The organism is Sphingobacterium alkalisoli (genome assembly GCF_005049105.1).
Classification (GTDB): Bacteria; Bacteroidota; Bacteroidia; order Sphingobacteriales; family Sphingobacteriaceae; genus Sphingobacterium; species Sphingobacterium alkalisoli.
Genome location: NZ_SUKA01000001.1, coordinates 1,141,472 through 1,161,866, shown reverse-complemented (window position 1 = coordinate 1,161,866; position 20,395 = coordinate 1,141,472). Strand labels below are relative to the sequence as shown.

Annotated in this window: 11 protein-coding genes; 1 reads left to right on the top strand and 10 read right to left on the bottom strand. The window is 42.8% G+C overall.

Features of this window, described 5'->3' with window-relative positions; translation table 11 throughout:
- Positions 1-10: 10 nt before the first annotated feature.
- The 3 genes from FAZ19_RS04305 to FAZ19_RS04295 form a co-directional block, all read right to left on the bottom strand.
- Complete coding sequence (locus FAZ19_RS04305) at positions 11-1,819, bottom strand: RagB/SusD family nutrient uptake outer membrane protein (RefSeq protein WP_136819348.1); 1,809 nt, start codon at positions 1,817-1,819, stop codon at positions 11-13.
- A gap of 10 nt (positions 1,820-1,829) precedes the next feature.
- Entirely contained in the window at positions 1,830-5,006 is a 3,177-nt protein-coding gene (locus FAZ19_RS04300) for a SusC/RagA family TonB-linked outer membrane protein (RefSeq protein WP_136819347.1), read from the bottom strand.
- A gap of 376 nt (positions 5,007-5,382) precedes the next feature.
- Positions 5,383-5,622, bottom strand: a complete 240-nt coding sequence (locus tag FAZ19_RS04295) for a hypothetical protein (RefSeq protein WP_136819346.1) — start codon at positions 5,620-5,622, stop codon at positions 5,383-5,385.
- 461 nt (positions 5,623-6,083) lie between these two features.
- Here FAZ19_RS04295 and FAZ19_RS04290 point away from each other — a divergent pair, with 461 nt between their 5' ends.
- Positions 6,084-6,404 (top strand): RNA polymerase sigma factor, encoded by a 321-nt coding sequence (locus FAZ19_RS04290; RefSeq protein ID WP_136819345.1) that lies wholly within the window; start codon positions 6,084-6,086, stop codon positions 6,402-6,404.
- Positions 6,405-6,487: 83 nt separating this feature from the next.
- Here FAZ19_RS04290 and FAZ19_RS04285 read toward each other — a convergent pair whose 3' ends face one another.
- The 7 genes from FAZ19_RS04285 to FAZ19_RS04255 form a co-directional block, all read right to left on the bottom strand.
- A complete protein-coding gene (locus tag FAZ19_RS04285) occupies positions 6,488-7,615 on the bottom strand; it encodes a glycoside hydrolase family 88/105 protein (protein WP_136819344.1) in 1,128 nt (375 codons plus the stop codon).
- Positions 7,616-7,624: 9 nt separating this feature from the next.
- Positions 7,625-9,778, bottom strand: a complete 2,154-nt coding sequence (locus FAZ19_RS04280) for a glycoside hydrolase family 65 protein (RefSeq protein WP_169305561.1) — start codon at positions 9,776-9,778, stop codon at positions 7,625-7,627.
- A gap of 98 nt (positions 9,779-9,876) precedes the next feature.
- Positions 9,877-13,476, bottom strand: a complete 3,600-nt coding sequence (locus FAZ19_RS04275) for a DUF4450 domain-containing protein (protein ID WP_136819343.1) — start codon at positions 13,474-13,476, stop codon at positions 9,877-9,879.
- On the bottom strand, positions 13,477-14,877 hold the full coding sequence (locus FAZ19_RS04270) for a glycoside hydrolase family 28 protein (RefSeq protein WP_211245425.1): 1,401 nt from the start codon (positions 14,875-14,877) through the stop codon (positions 13,477-13,479).
- Between the two features lie 55 nt (positions 14,878-14,932).
- Entirely contained in the window at positions 14,933-16,033 is a 1,101-nt protein-coding gene (locus FAZ19_RS04265) for a glycoside hydrolase family protein (protein ID WP_136819342.1), read from the bottom strand.
- Between the two features lie 1,022 nt (positions 16,034-17,055).
- On the bottom strand, positions 17,056-18,087 hold the full coding sequence (locus tag FAZ19_RS04260) for a GntR family transcriptional regulator (RefSeq protein ID WP_136819341.1): 1,032 nt from the start codon (positions 18,085-18,087) through the stop codon (positions 17,056-17,058).
- 200 nt (positions 18,088-18,287) lie between these two features.
- Positions 18,288-20,363 (bottom strand): RagB/SusD family nutrient uptake outer membrane protein, encoded by a 2,076-nt coding sequence (locus tag FAZ19_RS04255; protein WP_136819340.1) that lies wholly within the window; start codon positions 20,361-20,363, stop codon positions 18,288-18,290.
- Positions 20,364-20,395 lie beyond the last annotated feature (32 nt).

The window sequence follows — 20,395 nt, the reverse complement described above, 5'->3', positions numbered from 1 at the left end:
TTTCAAAACATTAAAGGTTTAAATGTTTGTTATCTAACATACCGTTGGAGCCGAATATGAAAACCTCCCATATAGGCCAGTACTGTTGTTTATTCGGGTCTTTACCCGGATAAACCAGTGCATTCCATAGCTTTGTTTCATTTTCATTTGCGACTGTCGTCCACGTTTTGCTCTCCGGGTAGTTTAATGCCGCTCCCTGTGCATCCGTGTCACCAAAGTTCAGACCATAGATGGTGATAGTTTCCTCATCGCCATTCATTTGGTAGTAAATTTTTTCGGGAAGATTTGCATACTTTCCCGTTCTATTTTCCAATTGTTCCAGCTTTTCCTTTGCTTCAGCCAGTTTCGTACCAAGTAAGTTCCAACGGATAAGATCCCCTTTACGTAACATCTCGCCCGTGAACTCCAATGCACGTTGGTCGACAATACTATTAAAAAACGTTGTTGTTGATGCTGTAGCTTCTGCTAATAGGGTTGTCGCCTTATCACTATTGGTCGGAAACGCTCTATCCAAGATCATTTTCAAATAAGGGGCTGCCGCTTGCGGGCCATCTAGCTCGTTAATAGCTTCAGCAGCCATTAAGACCACATCGGCATAACGCATATACATCCAGTTAAGACCGTCGTCATTAGTCGACGTGACGCGTCTATTCATCCATTCATACCGATACTTGCCAAAATACAAACGTCCCAAAGCGGAAGGTATCTGAAACGCACCAGCATCTGCTACATCGCCCGCACGATCCCATTCGTAGGGAACTACCGAAACAAAGCGCCGAGCGTCATCTTGGTCAAATTCATATAGCATGATTGGGTTCGGACCAACTGTACCCCCTCGGTTCTGTCCTGTATACTGGTTCGTCTTAAGATGCTTTACACCCATGTCAAAAATAACGCGTCCGCGTCCTTCACTAAAGGGAATTTCCCACATGGACTCGCCACCCGCTGCCAAGTTTTCTTGGTTAAAGCGGCGGAAGAGATCTTCAAACCCCAATAACTGTTGGGTATTGCTGTTAATGATATCCAGACATTCCTGCTTAGCCAGTGCATACATCTTCTCCTTCGAAAGATCCGGATCTTGACTTAGCCGTACCGTGCCATCCAACCGTTGTGCATAACCTCCGGCGGCCAATGCCAGTCTTGCCCGAAGCCCTTTCGCAAATGCTTTGCTCGCGTGCTCGACAGAGGACGTTTTGGAGGATTCATTCGGCCAAGGCAGTAAATTTGCCGCTTCTTCTAGATCGATCAGCAATTGCTTATAAATCGTGTCCCGATCGACTCGCGGCAAATAGGTCGTTTCTGTCTTGATCGGCTCAAACCGCGCCGGTACATCGCCCCAACCTTTGATTAAATCGTTGTACAATACCGCTCGGAGAACCAGCACTTCGCCGAGAATCTGTGCCATTTGTGTGTTTGTCTCGACTTCGCCATAGGTGCGCAACCCTCGAATCGCCATATTCGCTCGCTCAATCCCCTCATAGAATTTTGCATAAGCATTGTTAGTCGTATTCATTTGACCATTCGAAACATTCGTATTGTAATTACCCAATCTAGACTTATCGTCATCTATAGACTTAAGAGAATTGTGCACCTCCACATCGGTATTCGTGCCATAATAAACCAGATAACGCCCCCGATAGGAGTTGGTCTCACCAAAAGACTGAATAATTCCCGGAATAACGCCTTCCGCCAAAGCAGGCGAAGAAAAAATAATAGATTCGTCTAGAGACGATTTGGTCGGTGTCTCCAATACATCTTTACATCCTGTCACTGATAGAATCGTTGCCGTAAGCACAGCCATGTTTATAATTCGCTTCATCGTTTTCAAATTAAAAATTCACATTCAAACCAAATACAAAGTATCTACTTTTCGGATAAGCCGAATAGTCTACACCCGGCGTTAATTGTGTTTTCCGACGGGTGGAGACCTCGGGGTCAAACCCACTATAATCTGTGAACAACAGCAGATTATAACCCGAGGCATAAATTCGTAGATTCTGCATTTTCAATTTAGAAGTAATGGATTCCGGAAAAGTATAACCAATAGTAGCAGTAGAAAGCCGCAGGAAAGAGCCATCTTCAACACCCCAATCGGAAAACGTAAAGGAACGAGTATAAGGTGACCACATCGTGGTATTTGCATTCATCGCTTCCAACTCAGCAGGATCATTACTGATCGTTCCATCCGGACGAAGATTTGTCCAGCGTTCGCCGCTCTTCATGATTCCAATAATATTCCGGGAGTTATACTGGCTTGTCGACGTATATTCAATTTTGTTGGCGTTGTAGATATCGTTACCATAACTCCAGGTAAAATAAGTTGCGAAATCAAAGTTATAAACCCGGGAAGTGATCGAAAATCCACCTGTATGTAATGGATTTGCATTCCCAATAATCGTTCTGTCTTCAACACTAATTTTGCCATCGCCATCCAAATCTTTTATTTTCATCGAGCCGGGGCGGATTAAACCGACTTGTTCTTTCCCATCCACGACGCCTTCCCTCAAGACCCATTGATTTGCTTCTGCATCATAGCCTTCAAAATCGGAGACCTCGTAGCGGCCGTCGCTTTGGTAGCCATACATGCTCCCAATCGGCAAGCCAACTTCAGCCATATAATCGTGGCTAATTGCGCTCGATGCCCAACCCGAATCCCATGGGTAATTCTCCAACGATCCCAAACTGATTATTTTATTCCGGTTAAAGGCGATATTGGCATTCACCGATAAATCAAAGTTTGTTTTTTGTATTACAGCTCCGTTCAATGTAAATTCAAGTCCTTTATTTTGGGTGTTTCCCAGGTTACGGTATTGTATATCGTATCCTGTTCCGCCAACAGGAAATGCAATTAACAAGTCTTTCGTCTTATTTAAATACGCGTCAATGGTTCCGCCCAGACGGCCATTCCACAACGAAAAGTCTAAACCGATATTTCGGGTAACCGTCGTCTCCCATTTTAAATCTGGATTTGCCATCGTTTTCGAAGCCGCCCAATAGTTATCGTATCCGTTCACCCAAGTGGTCGTCGAGTTATTAAACGTTTGCACGAGTAAGCCGGAAGGAATACGGTTATTGCCGGCAGACCCATAACTCGCCCGAAGTTTGATGTCTGTCAACCAGGTTTTAGCATCGGATAGGAATTCCTCATCAGATAGGCGCCAAGCACCGGACACGGAAGGGAAATAGCCCCACCAATTCTCTCTAGAAAACTTTGATGAACCATCTGCCCGAAAAGTAGCACTCAATAGATATCTCCCTCTGAAATCGTAGTTTGCGCGTCCGAAGAAGGACAACAGTTTATCGTCCGGAGCGAAATTATTATCCACTGAGTTCGGGACGCCTTGCGTTGTCAATTTCCGGGCATCATCAAAAGAGAAAGACTCGGGAAAATTATGGACAGCGTTCGTCAACACCTGATTTTCGGTAAATAAATACTCTTGACCAACCATCACGTTCAGCTTATGATCTTCGCCGATCATATCATCCAATGTGTAAGTTGCGGTATTCGTATTCCGCCACCCGTTGCGGTTCGTATTGGTCAATATAAGCGCCGGTTTGCCTTGATGGTCCCCCGCCGGTACATTCCGCACATAGTAGGTTGTTGCACCATAGAACCGATCCTGGTCGTTCCGATAGTTATCATAACCAAATTCGGAGCGTAAACGAAGGTTTGACAGCGCCTGATAAGAGAGAGCCGCGTTTAAGTTTACCGTCTTCCGTCTGTAATATTGATCGTTATCAGAAATAGCCACCATCGGACTGTATAGATTAAAGTCGTCATCTGTTTCGGTTGTCGTCGTTAGGCCGGCTACTGGAAAAGGCGGGTATAACATGGAGTACTTCAACCGGGAATCGGCCGAAGAGACCTCGTTCTGCTCGTTCATCCCGCCACCGTTGACCTGTGTATCCGAATAACGTGCGCCGATATCCAATGTTAAGCCATCATACAACTTATGATTCAGTTTAAAATTCGCATTGTGCCGCTGGAAGTCAGACATCTGCATAATAGCACGATCTTTTACAAAGCTATGGCTGACACTAAACCGGGTCTTTTCTCCACCACCACTGAGGTTTAAGTTTTGATTGTAGGTATTACCTGTTCTTCCGAATATAATCTCCTGCCAATCATTCGGTTCGACATCTGCATAAAGATCGATGTCCTGATAATTTCCAAAATATTGGGTGTAATTTTCAGGCTTGTTGGCCAAAAGCGAATGTTCATATTGCCAGGTTACATAGTCTAGCGGCGACAACACATCAAGCTTGTTGGCTAAATTTCGGGAACCGGTAAACACGTTGAAACTGATAGCGGTTTTCCCGGATTTGCCTCCTTTGGTGGTAACGAGAATAACCCCGTTTGCCCCCCTCGCACCATAGATCGCTGTGGAGGAAGCATCTTTCAGGATATCGATGGTTTCAATATCATGCGGCGCAATATCAGCGATAGACGACACGGGAAATCCGTCCACAATGTACAGCGGTGCATTATCCTGCGTGATTGACCCACCCCCACGCACACGCACCGTGAGCTCCGCATCGGGCGAGCCTTCGGTTGAGTTAATGTTCAATCCGGCCACACGTCCTTGAATGGCTTCCAAGGCAGATGAAACCGGCGCGGCAGTAATGGTTTTTGCATCTACGGATGCAACTGCTCCGGTTAAATCCCTTCGCTTAACCGTACCGTAACCGATGACAACTACTTCATCTAAACCGGCCGCATCGACTTGCATCGTTATAGTAAGCTTGTTGTTACCTTGCACAGCCTGCTCCAAGTCAACATAGCCAATAGAGGAGAAAACAAGCACATCACTTGCCCCCGAAACAGCGATGGTATAATTGCCTTTTTCGTTTGTACTGGTTTGTAGATTCGTGCCTTTCACTTTTACCGTTACTCCAGGTATCGGTTTTGTTTCTTCGTCATACACCGTACCGGTGATGTTTCGCTCTTGCGCAAAAACACAGTGAACGAAAAAGAACATCAGTATTAAAGCTTTAAATATCCTCATGATAGTTTTAATAAATGATTAAATTGGTTGCATACAATAAATAGCTATAAGAACGACACTCCATCCTACGACTATAATTACTTTTTTAATTTTGTGTTTTTTTAACAGATTCCTATTGGTTAAACAACATACTTCCTCCTGGAGGTGTACATGGTTTATAAATTGCGTTATCTAATACAATTATAGCATATTGGATAGGTTAATACCTAAAGAATGGCGGTAAAAAACAACGCAAACGTTGCCGGTAACGTTTGCAGGACAGAACAGGACAGTTGTTCGTAACAAACGATTATGCGATAGAGCGATTACGAGGCTTATAATACTTGGCAGGGAAAACATCTGTGCAGAAAAGTTGAAATTTAGCTTATTATAAATATTACTTCGGTACACCATCAACGAAGTGAGCTATTATTGCGGTTTTAAAGAGGTGGGTTCCTTTTCCGATTATTTCTTTAAGCATATGGGTATGCGCCCTCTTCAGTACAAAAACATGGTCTTCGGCAAAAAAGAGGAATAGCAGGTTCAAAATGCCGAAATACAAAGGTTCAGCATACCGAAATCCGTCAGGAGATAGATATTTCTCATACAAGGTAATATATTCTTCTTTTGTTATCATTCCCCTTTTAACTTGGTCGTTATTATATAGAGACATTTTTTTAAGCAAACTCACACAAATAATGACAAGTTTTTTATATTTTTGTTATACGCTAACATAATTTGGATCAACACATGGTTCCTATTGCTAGCTTCCAACTGTAAATCTTAACATGTTTTCGAAAAAGAAAAGCGCATGACTTTACGGAAAAGACAAAACCCTAATCATCTGGTGCAAACTGACGCAGAATTATGGCATGAAGTACAACTCTGCAATTGTTCAGAATCCTTTTCTGTTCTTTTTGATCGATACTGGAGTATACCATATACACCTCTGCCTTTCGCTATTTAAAAGACAGTCAAAAGTCTGAAGACATCGCACACGATATCCTTGTCAATCTCTGGGAAAAATGAGCAACATTACAGATTAAGCATTTTCCCGCCTATTTACGTGCCGCTACTCGTTATCAAGTATACAAAGAAATGAAGGCTCTTGCGCTTACGGTGGCTATAGAATCAAATAATCCATCTTTAACGAAACTAAATAATGCTGGCGATGAAAAGATCGCAAAAGAAGATGTTCAAAACATGTTAACTCAAATCATCAATGCATTGCCGTCTAGATGTCCGGATTTTTTTTTACGCAGTCGTATTGAAAACTTAACCAATACCGAGATCGCGGATAAGCTTAGTCTTTCAAAAAGATCCGTCGAAAACCAATTGAGTTTGGCATTACGCCATATTCGGACACACAATATAGCTTGGCTTTTTAAAATGCTAACCGTACTAACACTAACGGTCTAGTAAAGAAGCGTAAAACGTACAAATGTTAAAAACAGAATTTCCTATTCGAATCACTTTGTGAACGAATAGGAGATTCCTGCATGTTATTTAGCCAACCTAAATACCTCTGTTCCGGCTAGAAGAAAACAGCCTAATCCATAATCTTCAAAATCCGGCACCTTATCCACTGTAACCGGCTGGCCGTCTTTAGGTTCTTTACCCGTAGACTGCAGATACCCCAAGAAGCCATTCGGCTGAAGCGACTCTTTGGTCAGTGCATTCCATCCCTTTGTAATAACAGGCAAATACTCTTCTTTATCCAGTATACCATGGTTAACACCCCAAGCCATACCGTACACAAACAATGCCGTTCCAGAAGCTTCCTTACCTCCAAAATGATTGGGGTCATGTAAGCTTACATTCCAGAATCCGTCAGCGCGTTGTAAGGGTACCAATGCCTTCGCCAAGCTTTTGAAATCCGACAGGTATTCTTGGTAATGTGGGTCGGTATCCGGCAGCTCTTCCAATACCAAGGCTAATGCAGCAAGCACCCAACCGTTGCCCCTAGACCAATAGCAATCTTCCCCATTTGGTTCTTTGTATGGGGGAATAAAGTCTTTGTCTCTCCACCACAACTGATCTGCGGGGTTGTACAGTCCATGACCACCTTCTTTATACTTGATGTGGTGGTACATCTTATACATGTAATCAAAGTACTTGGTGTCCTTCAGTGTCACACCCAACTTAGCATAGATCGGCATGGCCATCTGAATAGCGTCAATCCAGGTCCAGTCGTTGTACCTGCCGCTATTGATTACCGAATCAATATTTTTTTTGATCGCATCAATGCGTTCAGGCTGTGGATCAATGCGGTAAAGATCGATATAAGTCATTCCACAGTTTTGATTGTCGGCATGTCGTGTATACACTTCGCCACGTACAGGTTTCCAATCGTGCTTCTCTCCCCACTCTACTGCATAATCATAATACTCTTTCTGCTGATCGAGCTTATACAACGCCATTAGGCCTTCGTAGTATACCCCTCTCGTCCAGATATTTGCACGGCGTTCCTTATTCGTAACAATGGTCTTTCCTGGATCCGGCCATTTATTCATGAAATAACTATTGGCCTGACGTAGCCTTTTGATGACCTCATTTTTACTTAGATCCGTCTGCGCTTGAAGTCCCAGTACAAAAACAACACTCCATAACAAAACAATAAACTTCTTCATCTTTATCAATTACGGCATTTTTTTAAATCCTTCTTTCTTAATTTTCCAGCTTCCGTCTTTCGGGAAACCGGGGAAGTCACCCTCGGAAGCATCCCAGCCTTCAAGCATCATCGCGACAGCGGTCAGCACACCCCCGTTACCCGGCAGATATATCCGGAGCCGATTATCTTGAAAATTATGGCCATTTTTGAGGTAAGTATTCGTCTGGATATCCATGAATAATGCATCGAGAGCCTTCTCAGGCAAGTTCAAACGAGCCGCATTCATGGCCGTCATCGGAAAATCCCAACCCCAGGTATCGGCCCATGACCATTTTGCCCACACGGTATCCAATGTGTTTTTCATGATCTCTTTGTCCAATTTTGGAGATTCTGGCACCATGCCCAGGGCACCTAGAACAGCTGGATGATCGGTCATCCATTTTGGGAATGTATAGGAATCGGTAGCCGATTCTGTTGCTAGATACACATCACCCTGCACTGGTAAAGGAGCTAGTTTATTAATCACCTCATCCCACTTTTTATCACGTGGCTCACCCAAGCGTTCTTTCCATTCCTGCGCAATACGAAGTGCCCAATCCCAATAAGCCACTTCGTAAGTGGGGTTAAAGGTCTCTACAGCCCGAAATACCTCCTGTGCAGGAATAACACCTTTCCCTAGGTTATAACGATCTTTCGCTTTATCATAATACGCATAATCGGCCATGAATTCAGCAGAAGCGAATACCAAATCCTTATATTTCTCCAGCACCTTCGTGTCCTGCTTGTCGCGATAGGCCAGTTCTGTCATGTAAATGATATGCGGTTGTTGCCATATTAAAAATGCCGCCACAGAAGATGGACTTTCATTCCCATCATTATCCGACATCTTGATCCACCGGACACCTTTATACCCTTGGCGTTCGGCAAGTGCCTTAGCCTTATTGTAGGTATGAAAGTAATAATCCAACGTATTTTCCATGATCTCCGGTCTGCCCCACAGCGCGTAATGCACACCGTGCCACCAGTGCATCTCCGTATGTGGTTTACCGTACCAGCTATTAAATGTCAATCCGGTTTCTTGTGGCGGGTTGCTTCCGCCACATTGTACTTTCGTTAGGTATTGCGACAATATAATGCGTCGTTCCAATTCATTGGCTCTCGGATCGGTACTCCCTTCAAAATCTACCGCGGCTCCACTTTTCCAAAAGTCCGCCCACCCGTTGGTGCTACTTTCCGCAGTAGCGGAATAAAGTCCTTCGGTCGATTGGATGCTATCCTTTGCGGAAAATCTGGCCGTAAGTTCAAATTCTTTTAAATCCTTTGCAGGCTCATAGACAAAATAATGCTTACCGCTTTCTTTTACGACTCCATTCGAATGATCCAGAAAGGTGTAGTAATTCGCTCCCTTTAATTTGTGATTTAATATAGAAGCATCTTTAGCACTGGAAATCAACGAACTCTCATGTTCTTCGATATTTGCATAGTTAGTCCCCTCATCCAAAAACTTTCCGCTCGGATACGGATACTGCACAAAAACTTTAATTCTATTCTGTCCAATCAAGTCTGAGCTTACTTTCACGGCGATTTTGTCTTCCGATTGATGCGCTGCTGTTGAAACCTTCACGACATCACCATCCACAGTGAACTCACTTGAAATAATACCGGTCCATGCATCCAGCGTTTGCTTGATATCCGTTAGTTGTTCAATTTTAGCTTTCTGTCCATTCTTTAAATACAATTCCAAACCGACATTACCTAATTGAAGGCGGTGGGGATTCACCCGATAATACTCGGTCGCTTCTTTATTCCGTCCCGGCTCCTTGTGCTGGATGCTATATTTTGCATCCCGTCCTTCATTATTAAAATCATATGATTTGAGTGTCTCCTCAAATTTGTAATCACCCTCGTTTGGAAATGAACTCCATCCCCACTCGGATTGCGTACCCAGCGAAACACCATTTTTATAGAATTCTGGAAAAGATTGCATACCTGTAATGTCAACAGTATATGCAAACGCCCCGTTACCCACTGTGAGGGAGGAAAGTGTATCTACCTTATCGTTGATGACATTATGACGTTGAACGACCGCTTTTCGGTCTATCTTCCCTTCCTGCTGTCCCTCACAGGAGAAAAACACCAGTGCGCATAATCCAATGCTTAAAAATTTTCTTTTTATTTTCATAGGTCTATTATTACTTCGTGAGCTCGCAAGCTCGGTTTGATTTTTAATTGTCATACGGAATAGTATTCGTATTTCCTTTTGTTTTAATAGCACTCGTCCTACTTCGTGGTCATGTGTCTTTGTAAAGTTAATCCCATTATACCGACGACGACATCATTCGCTTCGGATACCAATACCGCAGATTGTAACGTTTTATCTGACTGCAGCGGCAAATCCAACAAGGTAGCAGCTCCACCTTCGATTGCTCTATTGCTATAGCCCTTAATGTCACTGTATTTAGCTAAGGTACCCCCTTTATATAACTCACCTGTTTTAAGCTGAATACGGTAAGGAATCTGGTCATCTGCTATTTCAAAGGCAAAGTTATCGTCTAAGAAATCTTGCTCAATAGGCCACCAATTGGTTGGATTTTTTAGTTCAAGGACATCTACCGTACCGTCTGTATATACGACCTTAACTTTCGCATTAACAAGCTGTGATTGCATCGGATTTGTAGAGCCAGCCATCAATAAATACATCTTATCTGCCTGGCCTGTAAGCGGGATCGTTACTTCGGCCGGATAGTTATCCCATTGACTACTAAAGATCACATTCTTATCGCCGGTGATATTAAACGGAATATCCAAAAATGTAACAGTATTATTTTCTCTGCTTTCCATTAAACCCGAATCATCGATCACTGCCGTAGTCAACGGATAACACCAATTACCTATTCCTTGCCATGGCAATTGCAAGGTGGGAACATCCGGTCTCGGAGAAAGATATTTCTGTTCAAAAATATTCGTCACCCGATCATTGTAATATGCGCTCAAATCCTGTGCTTCATACGCCGCGACTTTAGGAATTTCCCAATTGATGTAATCCAGTTTAAGTGTATGTTTTCCAACCTGAATCATAATTCGGTTAGAGCCCTTGGATAACAGACTAGCGGGTAGTTCGATTTTTTCTCGCTGCCCCGCCTTCAATACGATACTTTTTTCAAGAGACTTAAACTTAAGGTCGACCGCGCATTCAAGACTAGACTTGCTTTCTAATGTGACATAGTGTGTCCCACCTTCTTCTGAGTAGACGGGAACGACAGGGGCTATCAATTCTACATTAACAGCTTCCCACCAGGAGAGATCACCCTGCTTCAATTGAACAAAAAAAGTACCTTTACGAGCCTTTTCGATCAGCACAAATCCTGCTTCTGTCCTGTCTTGTACAAGACCCTGCGGATCATGTACATCGGTTAGCTTTACATCGGAAGAAAGCTTAATCACAAATGGATCGGTATACGGATGCGTGGAGCGATAGGAAACTGGTAAAATATTTTCACCCGCCTGTTCGACGTTTATCGCAAAAGAAGAACTAGCTTCTGTCTCGAACTGGATATACGGAAGATTAATAGACGATGGCTTTAACGTCCATTCGACCTCTTTGCCATTTACCTTCACCGATTTGATTCTTGTGTGGTTTACCGGAATTTCCAACCGTAGCGACACCGGATCCGAAACCTTACGTTTTATGTTATAATGGATCGTTTTTCCCGTTCGTTTGTAACTATAGCTTAGTTCAGGTAATTCAATCTCTGCAAAATCCCATTCCGTTGGAAAACCAGGCTTTATGAAAATGCTATTGTCCAGTAAATTGGGGTGGATACCGAATAAGCCCTCCACCAATGTGCGGGAAGCCACACCAATTGGATCGGCGAAATCCCGGTACAATTCACCTCTATACGCATCGTAATGCGACAATTGTTGAAAGTTACCCGGACTGATTCCATGGTACATACTTTCGATAATATTGCTCTTCCAAAGGTGAAAAGCCTCATTAAAGCGTCCGGACTGCCAATATGCAAGAGCAGCTTGCAGGTTTTCCGCCAATGCTACGTTGTTAACCGACCAGGTATAGGGTTGCCAATTGGTCGTTGCCAAGGTATATAAACCTTGGTGTTCTCCATTTTTAACCTGTACGGGTATTTTGGGCAAGTGATTCTCGATATACTGCACATTTTGGTAGTTATCGAAATCATCTAAAATATACGCATCAGCAATATGATAGATGGTCCAAAGCCCCGGTTTATCGTGAACTATCTTATTTCCTAATAAATCCTGATACTCCGCAAAGTGGCCATTTCCCTTTAGCCATAACCGGGAACGCAATGCATCGGCTATTTTTTTTGCTTCGGATTCATATAGCGTTGGATCTTCACCTATCAATTTGGCCAATTTAGCAGCCGCTTTGTTCGCTCGATAGTTATACGCACTTGTATGTGCCACACCTCCTCCCGAATACTGTAATCCATCACTGGCCCAAATCGCGCAGTAGGCATCATAGAGCCCATCTCGATCCACATCAAAATTACGACGTTCCCAAGCCAAATGACGCACAATCGTAGGCCACATTTTTTTCAAATAGACGAGATCCCCGGTATAGTTAAAATGAGAAAACAGTTGGTCGAAAAACACCAGGTTCATATCATAATGATGGGGCCTGGAATTATCGTTCGGATTCCGCGAGATGTACCCGCTAGAAAAAACGGCGGTTCCCATCTCTTCAATGTGGCGTGCCAAATGCAAAGCCGTATCTGCCACGACCTTACCCACCTCGGGCTCGATTACCTGCGAATTAGCATAGCTCGAAAAATGTTCTTTTGCGCGATCATGCCACCCGAGCGCATCCGCGGAATAGGCCCCACGCCAGGCATTTAAACGCATTCGCCATGCGACAGCACCATGCAAGAAAGTCGGACTTTCCCAAATTCCATCGGCAGCGACCGCGAGTGTCGCACCAAAGTTATTGATATAGCGATCTGGAGTATTTATGGTAACGCGGTTGGCTAGCTGTTGTCTATCCGACTCCGCTTTATCATAGATCTTTACCAAATCGGCCTCGCCAAGCAGTTTGTTCTTTAATTCACCACGTGCGATCTGTATATAAAACGGTGCAGCTCCCAATCCATAGTTTGCCACTACAATAGGGGCGTCTTTTGCCTTTGAAACCGTTATCTTTGATACATCATCCAACATCGTCGCGTCGGCCAATGTAACTTTTCCTGCGCTTCCAAATGTACCATATAGCACTTCCTCTTCTGCGCTTCTTCCCAAATAGTTCAGCTGAAAGCTGTTTTTAGCTATCTCGAACTTATTCTGCTTGCAGTATTCAGGCAACAGGTAAAAGCCAGATTCGGGATCTGCCCCAATATCACCATTGCGGCTAAACCGCTTTCCACTTGCTCCGCCATATATCGCAAACAACTCCGTTCCTTTAGGTACGTTTTGGGCACCAACTTTGACGATCATTCCCTCTTTAGCTACCTGCGCTAGAACCGTGATTTCCAACACGCCTTCACCAAGTAGTTTATCCCGAATGGCATAAACCATTGCTCCAGGCCGATATCTTGTCTCAATATTATCGGCATGAATGAGCTTCTTGTATTCGTCGTTGCCTTTTAGCACAAATTGCAGGTTGCCACCCATTCCAGGCATATACAGTGCAAATTCAGGAAGATCTCCCGCCTCCACACGAGAGGCCTTATTACTTCCATACAAAGCCCGGTTGAAGCGATATTTTCCTTCAACCAATAAAAAATCACCTTTGTCCTCGGTATAGTGTAACGTACGCTCGTTGTGCTGCCAGTGTTTAGATTGGGCCAAACTTCCACAATATATGGCAACAGAACATAATGTAGTAACTGCTATTTTTTTAAATATCATTTAATCAAAAGATTGGTATGCCTTCCCGTTAATCGTAACCTTCTTTAAGGTTACATTCTCCATGTAATCTACTTTATAGGCTTCTTTAACCCCATCAATTACGCAATTAATCATCGTTACATTTTTTACAGGCGATTCTTTGTAGGCAGCTGATAGTACACCATATTTACCGCCTTCTTTCACCTTCATATTTTCTACCCATATATTTCGGATCGTAGGGATATGGTTCCCAGGTTTCTCATAAAACATGTTAAACCGAACTGCAGCATCCTTATATTTACCAACTTTGGTATTATAAAAGAACACATTTTCAGTTGTACCACCTCTACTTGAGCTAGTTTTTATACGCAAGGCACGATCCAGATTAGGACTATCCATCGTATTATTTAAGGCATAGATATTTCTTGCACCGCCCGCTATTTCACTACCAATAACAACACCACCATGCCCATCTTTCATAATGCAATTTTCGATGATGTGGTTTTCCGCCGGTCTTCCAATATTACGTCCGTCTTCGTCACGACCTGATTTGATCGCAATGCAATCATCTCCAGTATCAAAATAACAGTCCTTGATCCAAACATTTTTACAGGCTTCCGGATCGCAACCATCATTATTTGGACCGTGTGTAATCACTTTCACACGTTCGATCAATACATTTTCGCACAGTACAGGATTCAGGTTCCACATGGGTGCATTAATTAATTTGACATCAGCGATATAAATATTAGAACATTTATACGGTTGTACAAAAGCCGGACGCAGGTAGTGTCCATCTCCAAAAATCCGCGTCTTGGGATCTACTTCATCGGCCATCATTTCATGTAGGGCAACACGGGCCGGCGTTTGCTTCCCCTTGCTTTCATCCCAATTGAATTTTTTGGCACCACACCACCACCACCAGTAGTCCATATTCGCATTACCATCTAGTGTACCATTGCCGGTAACAGCAATATTTTCCTGTTCGTACGCATATATGAATGGGGAATAGTTGACACACTCCATACCCTCCCAGCGTGTGAATACCATTGGGTAATCCGTAGAATCCCGGCTAAAAAGTACAACTGTGCTATCGGCTAGATGCAGGTTTACATTGCTTTTCAAATGAATAGCTCCTGTTAAAAATATCCCCTTCGGTACCACTACGCGGCCGCCACCATCAGCATGGCACTTCGCAATGGCATCGGCTATCGCTTGGGTATTCTTCGTCGTTCCATCTCCTACTGCTCCAAAATCCGTAATAGAATAGTCTTTATTGCGAAATTTTGGCTTGACGATCTGCTTTTTCAAAGCTTTTACTTCCTTCAGTGGTTGCTTTACAGAAGTCCACACCGTTTCTTGTGCCTTTCCCTGTACACCTATTATCACTAAAATAAGGATGTACAATAGTTTTTTCATCATGGTATTAGTTTCTAGTTTGTTTATGTCTATTCTTTGTAATGCTATCTTTCTCCGATCAACCTGCGTCTACTATTTCAAACACGAAAGTAGTTGCCGTATCGTATGCTCCTCCCTGGGTCCCGCCAAAGATGTACTTCGGTCGCTTATTATCTTTGTCAAACAAAATCATTGGTCTTTCTAATCTTCCGAAACGCTTTAAGTGTTTAGGTGGTTCGTTCTCGGTTACATAAGTTTTTAAGTCGAGGTAAGCGATCTGTGGTTCCGACCAGCTTATTCCGTCATCGGATGTTAAAATCAATCCGTACTCATGGTTGTAAAACCCCATGTCGCGCGCGATCAACTTGTATTTATTTCTCTCCCGCCACACGAATGCATCCTCGAGCTGCGCATTATTTGGACGATTGGAGAAGTCGATAACGGGTTTATCCGATACTTTATGATAGGGCCCTAGTGGATGATCAGCCTTTGCTAATCCATATTTACGATTGCCACGCACTGCTCCTGTCATGTTGTTGTATTCTGCGGTATTCCATGATTTGTAATACAACCAATACTTACCATCGGCCCCTTTTATAAATGCAGGATTCGTGGTGCAGTGATCATCCCATTCACCCTCCTTACCAGGCAGAAGACAAGGCTGATCATACCGTTTCCAAGGTCCGTCGAGGCTCTCTGAAGTCGCTATACCGATACGCTTTGTATTTGTCTTCCCGTTTGAATTGCCCATATAAAAAAGATAATATGTGCCATCCACCTCTTTGATCAACGGATTATGGCAGGTCGTGCTATCCCAATATTCATCCCTTGGCGCCAAAGCAACATCTTTGTGCTGAAAAGGACCCTCTGGGGAATCTGCTACGGCATGACCTATTTCAGAACCTCTGATCCAACCACTCATTCCCTTCGTTTTCAACCATCGCGAATAAAAGAGATGGACTTTACCATCGTTACCCCAAATGGGTGATGAACACCAGATATAATAGTCTTCGAGTGAAAAGCTCCTGCCCAAGGGTTTGAGTTTAAAATAGGGCCATGCGTTAACCGCCGTATCTGCTAACAGATAACTAGGGACCAACACGGCAGAAGTCGCCAAAACTAAAGATTTTATAAATCTTTTTCTGGAAAGGAATTCCGTATTTGTGCTACTTTCAATCATGGTAAATCAACGATTTTAACAAGATAACTTATAGGTTTAAACCACCAAGATATTAAAACCACTATACGTGCGTATCCTGCACCGTCCTGTAAAAAATCCAATTCGCGTCCGTATTTTCTCTAAAAGCGGGCTAAATCGCTATTCTTGATAGTTTTATCGTAGCTTTTGAATAGTTGCACAACAGATACTATAACTACAATATTACAGAGTGGCAGCGGTGTACTACCTTTTCGTCGTTGCCACGACAGGGCCTTCATTTTTTCATTAATATTTAGTTTTCAAAGGCATTCAAGAGCCTCTTCGAGGGTTTTTTGCTTGACCCAAAAAACGAAGCAAAAAAAGTCAAGACTATACCGTATTTGTCGTTTCGGCTACGCGATGATGCAGTGCGCAGCTCTTAGGCCTCCAACACACTATCCCATCTCAAAGGCTTTGATCTGCTTGAAAAGTGCAAACACATACGTTTCTGCAACACATCATCTGCTGCCTACTCGTCCAAATTCGCTTAGGTCGTTTTTTTTATTCAGCTGGAGTATAAAGGTTGTACTAAAACGCACAATCCTTACAAATTTTGGCAAATGTCGCCTAAGAAGTTTTTGGCAATTGCACTGGGAAGCATTATCCGTACAGCCAAAAGGTTCAAGTCACATCTTTAGTGAATGTGAGGATGGTGCATTTACCTAAATATTATTTTATACTTCAACTGAAAATAAAAAGGACGACCTAGGTCGATGTAGCGTTAAGAAAGCTTTTGGATTTGCGTTAAGAACAGATCTACGAAGTGCAACGGCTCAGATCTGTTTAGTAAATCCAAAAGCTTTTAGCGTAACATTGACCCAGTCTTGATCTTTTGGTCCATTTTCCATCAAGGGAAAAGGACTAGGCCGCCCGCCGATGAGGGCAAGAAGATAAAATACAGATATGAATTGGTTGCCAATACAATTTGGAATTAGCGAGCGACAAACTGAATAAATTAAACCTTCCTTTACTATAACAAAATAAAATTTTAAAACATTTCTGTTTTAAATCGAAGCCCTCAAATTAACATAAAAAGGCACTTCAACATGGTTATTGGAATTTTCTTTGATAATCTGTGCCGCATACTTCCCCATTAATTCGAAGTCGGTCGAAATAGTTGTAATACCATTGAGAATAAATTTCTTGAGAGGTGTCTCGTTGTAAGAAATAATCCCAATATCTGTTCCGATCTTTAGCCCCTTTGATATTATTTTATCCACAAGAATCACCAAATCATCTTCCGCAAGGTTTATGTAACATTCCCCATTTTTTATGTTCTCTTTGGAAAGATCACCCACCAGACTATGGTCGAACGCATATTGCTGACAAAACTTATAAAATCCCTTAATAATCGCTTTGGGATAATCGCTATTGTCTGGAAAGACCAGCTTCAACATGCGGTATTTAGACAGGGGATCCAGCGCTATTTCTAGGGCCTGATATATATCCTTTTCATAATTCTCATATACCGCTGGAAAATCACCTTCCATTCCATCTACCATTCTCCCCAATAACATAAGCTTTTCTGCCGGGATTAATGCAAGCACATCCGGCGCTTGATCCCTACCTTCTTTAAAGTGTGGAAAGACCACATATCGATCGTATTGTTTAGTCAGATTTAACAATAAGCTTCGTAAATAGGATATATCGCTGTTATAAACAAACATATCCAAAGAAGCATCATCCCCTAACTCCTTTGCGAATGCATCATAGACAATTTTTTTATGGGCGCTGAGCTTGTTTAAGAATAGGGCAATTTTTTGGCGGCTTCTGATGTCTGCCTTCGCAATAAAGTATCCTTTACCAGGCGTTGATGCAATAATATCCTGATTTTTAAGCAATTTATATCCCTTCTCTACGGTATCGCGCGAAATATCCAAATGCATACTCAGCTCGTTAATAGAGGGTAACATATCCCCTACCCCAATGAGTTTGTTTTTGATCGCATCAATTACTGCATCCGCTAATTGTAAATACTTAGGAGTAGATGAAAAATCACTAATTTGAATATATTTAATCAAATCAACCGAACTCATAGCAGTGAATCTTTATTTAAAATTGGAATAGAGGTAAAGAAAAGGATTTTTAATGGAAACGCAAAGATTATCCAGTAATATTATTATTAAAAAGTAAAAGGCTTAACGAATTAAGCCTTTTACCCCTGTTATCAATTCGATCCCACTTCTGTCGCCTCTTTTGGCTAGTTACAGCGTTTCGTAAAATATTCGAACAACCATTAATAGCCTGGGTTTTGCATGGCCTGCTTTTCGGCAGGGGATAAAGCTGCCCCGTTTTCGTTTGTAATTTCATCTAAAAACGATTGCGGTATGGGACGATAATAATGTGTATTCGGGTTAAACACCGTGTTGCCGCGAACATAGCCATCATTGAAGGCCTTCCAGCGCGCTTCCAGTGTTTTCGTACGGGCCAGATCTTCCCAACGGTATAATTCACCACAAAGCTCGCGTGTGCGCTCGTTCAATAAAAAACAGAGCATCTTATCGGCGTTGCTCGCTGCGCCCAGCTTGGCATAAATCGGTGCATCGACCGGTGAATTGTAAATATCACTAACCGAATTAATTACTACTGAAGTTGCTGCTGTAGTTGGCGCCATATCATTAGACTCGTAATAGGAATTCCCTTCCCAATAGACTGCACCATCTGCCGAAAATCCGCCCCCTTTTCCCGAAGCGTATGTATTATTTTTATACGCCTGTCCACCGTCTACATTTTTAGCACGATCCTCGCCAGCTTTATAGCCAGCACGCGTGCGCAGTCTATTAATCCAGGTAATGGCATTCGCATATTGTCCTTCACCTTTACGGATGTAGGCTTCAGCGACCATCAATACATCCTCTGCAGATCGTGCCATAATCGCATCTCGTGTTCCGAATTGAGAAGCAATACTCACCCGGTATCCGTCTCTAAATTTAGACAAGGCTACTGATCTAGATTGTACTCCAAAATAGCCATAGTTTCCGTGTTCTCCTACCCATGCCTGTGGCTGTCCAGTAAAATAGCGCACAAAGGTATGTGTATTTTGCATAATACCATCTTTTAGCACTCCAGTGTTATCACCCGATACTTTGGTATACCGGCTATCTCCCGCATCATTAACAATATATTTTATCCCTAATTGACCACCTACAAAGCGCTTCGTGCCCGCTACCGTTCCCACAGGTCCTAATGCTGCATTTGCTACAGTCCAAGTTGGAGCTCCAGCTGTATTATTTGCTCCATACATGGTAATAAAAGATTTCCAAAAACGGGAATCGTTTACCCGATCAAAGACATCCAACGTATAATTCGTAGATCGTGCGTACGAAAATTCGCGTCCACCTGAGATATCACGAGAGGTTCCCGCCAAATCCTGGTAGACAGAAGGATAATATAAATGTATTTGATTGCCGTACCGTCCCCAAGTGGCCTGATCATCTGAAAATTGCGCAGACAAAACCACTTCCGAAACCTTTTCATTGGCACTGTTAGCTCTTTGGTAATCCCAAAGTTGTACGTAGTTATCAACCAAAGGATGGGCATCCACTACCTCAGCGCCGTATTTAATTACCGCATCCAGATCGCTTTCTATAAAAGATGTATTCCAAGATGCATACAGTTCGCTTGCTCGGGTCAAATGCGCTTTTGCTAAATAATGTGCCGCTGCCCATTTCGTGACGCGACCAAATTCTGTTCCCGTAGGGGGCAACAAATCATAAGCTTGCTTTAAATCGGATACGATCTGTGCAAAAACTTCTTCCTCCGAAGCTCTAGTAAAATAGGTTTCCACGCCACTAGACGGGGTCAATTTTAAAGGAACCCCTCCAAACTGCGCCACTAACTGCAGGTAAAAATACCCACGCATAAAATACCCTTCGCCCAAACGCGTATTATAGTTACTATTCGACTGATCATAATATAAAGGCACGTTTTGGATCAGCGTATTAGCCGATTCAATACCACTATACATATTGTCCCATAATGGCGCTATATTACCTCCACCATAAGTAGACTCCAATGAATGTAAATCTGTGCTATAACTGTTAAAACTTGGCGAGGCATTATTTGCATCGGTAAACTCATCAACGCCTAAGTTAAACAATGCCATACCCCAAGTATAATTGAATTTAAATTTCAATTTAGAGTAAACCCCGGTTGATAAATCATCCAGCCCGGCTTGTGTTTTGAAGAGATCTGTATCCGGTACCGTAATCTGATCTTCTCGTAAAAAATCCTTGCTACACGAGCTCATTCCCAAAAAACTAGCTGCACCAATCAGCGAAGCAAATAATATTTTATAATTTCTTGTTTTCATGTTCTTTTCTGTTAAAATACGTCGTTATCGTT

What these genes read in the sequence shown, in the direction of transcription:
- FAZ19_RS04305 (WP_136819348.1), bottom strand. Translation starts at nt 1,819, where the DNA reads ATGAAGCGAATTATAAACATGGCTGTGCTTACGGCAACGATTCTATCA.
- FAZ19_RS04300 (WP_136819347.1), bottom strand. Translation starts at nt 5,006, where the DNA reads ATGAGGATATTTAAAGCTTTAATACTGATGTTCTTTTTCGTTCACTGT.
- FAZ19_RS04295 (WP_136819346.1), bottom strand. Translation starts at nt 5,622, where the DNA reads ATGATAACAAAAGAAGAATATATTACCTTGTATGAGAAATATCTATCT.
- FAZ19_RS04290 (WP_136819345.1), top strand. Translation starts at nt 6,084, where the DNA reads ATGAAGGCTCTTGCGCTTACGGTGGCTATAGAATCAAATAATCCATCT.
- FAZ19_RS04285 (WP_136819344.1), bottom strand. Translation starts at nt 7,615, where the DNA reads ATGAAGAAGTTTATTGTTTTGTTATGGAGTGTTGTTTTTGTACTGGGA.
- FAZ19_RS04280 (WP_169305561.1), bottom strand. Translation starts at nt 9,778, where the DNA reads ATGAAAATAAAAAGAAAATTTTTAAGCATTGGATTATGCGCACTGGTG.
- FAZ19_RS04275 (WP_136819343.1), bottom strand. Translation starts at nt 13,476, where the DNA reads ATGATATTTAAAAAAATAGCAGTTACTACATTATGTTCTGTTGCCATA.
- FAZ19_RS04270 (WP_211245425.1), bottom strand. Translation starts at nt 14,877, where the DNA reads ATGATGAAAAAACTATTGTACATCCTTATTTTAGTGATAATAGGTGTA.
- FAZ19_RS04265 (WP_136819342.1), bottom strand. Translation starts at nt 16,033, where the DNA reads ATGATTGAAAGTAGCACAAATACGGAATTCCTTTCCAGAAAAAGATTT.
- FAZ19_RS04260 (WP_136819341.1), bottom strand. Translation starts at nt 18,087, where the DNA reads ATGAGTTCGGTTGATTTGATTAAATATATTCAAATTAGTGATTTTTCA.
- FAZ19_RS04255 (WP_136819340.1), bottom strand. Translation starts at nt 20,363, where the DNA reads ATGAAAACAAGAAATTATAAAATATTATTTGCTTCGCTGATTGGTGCA.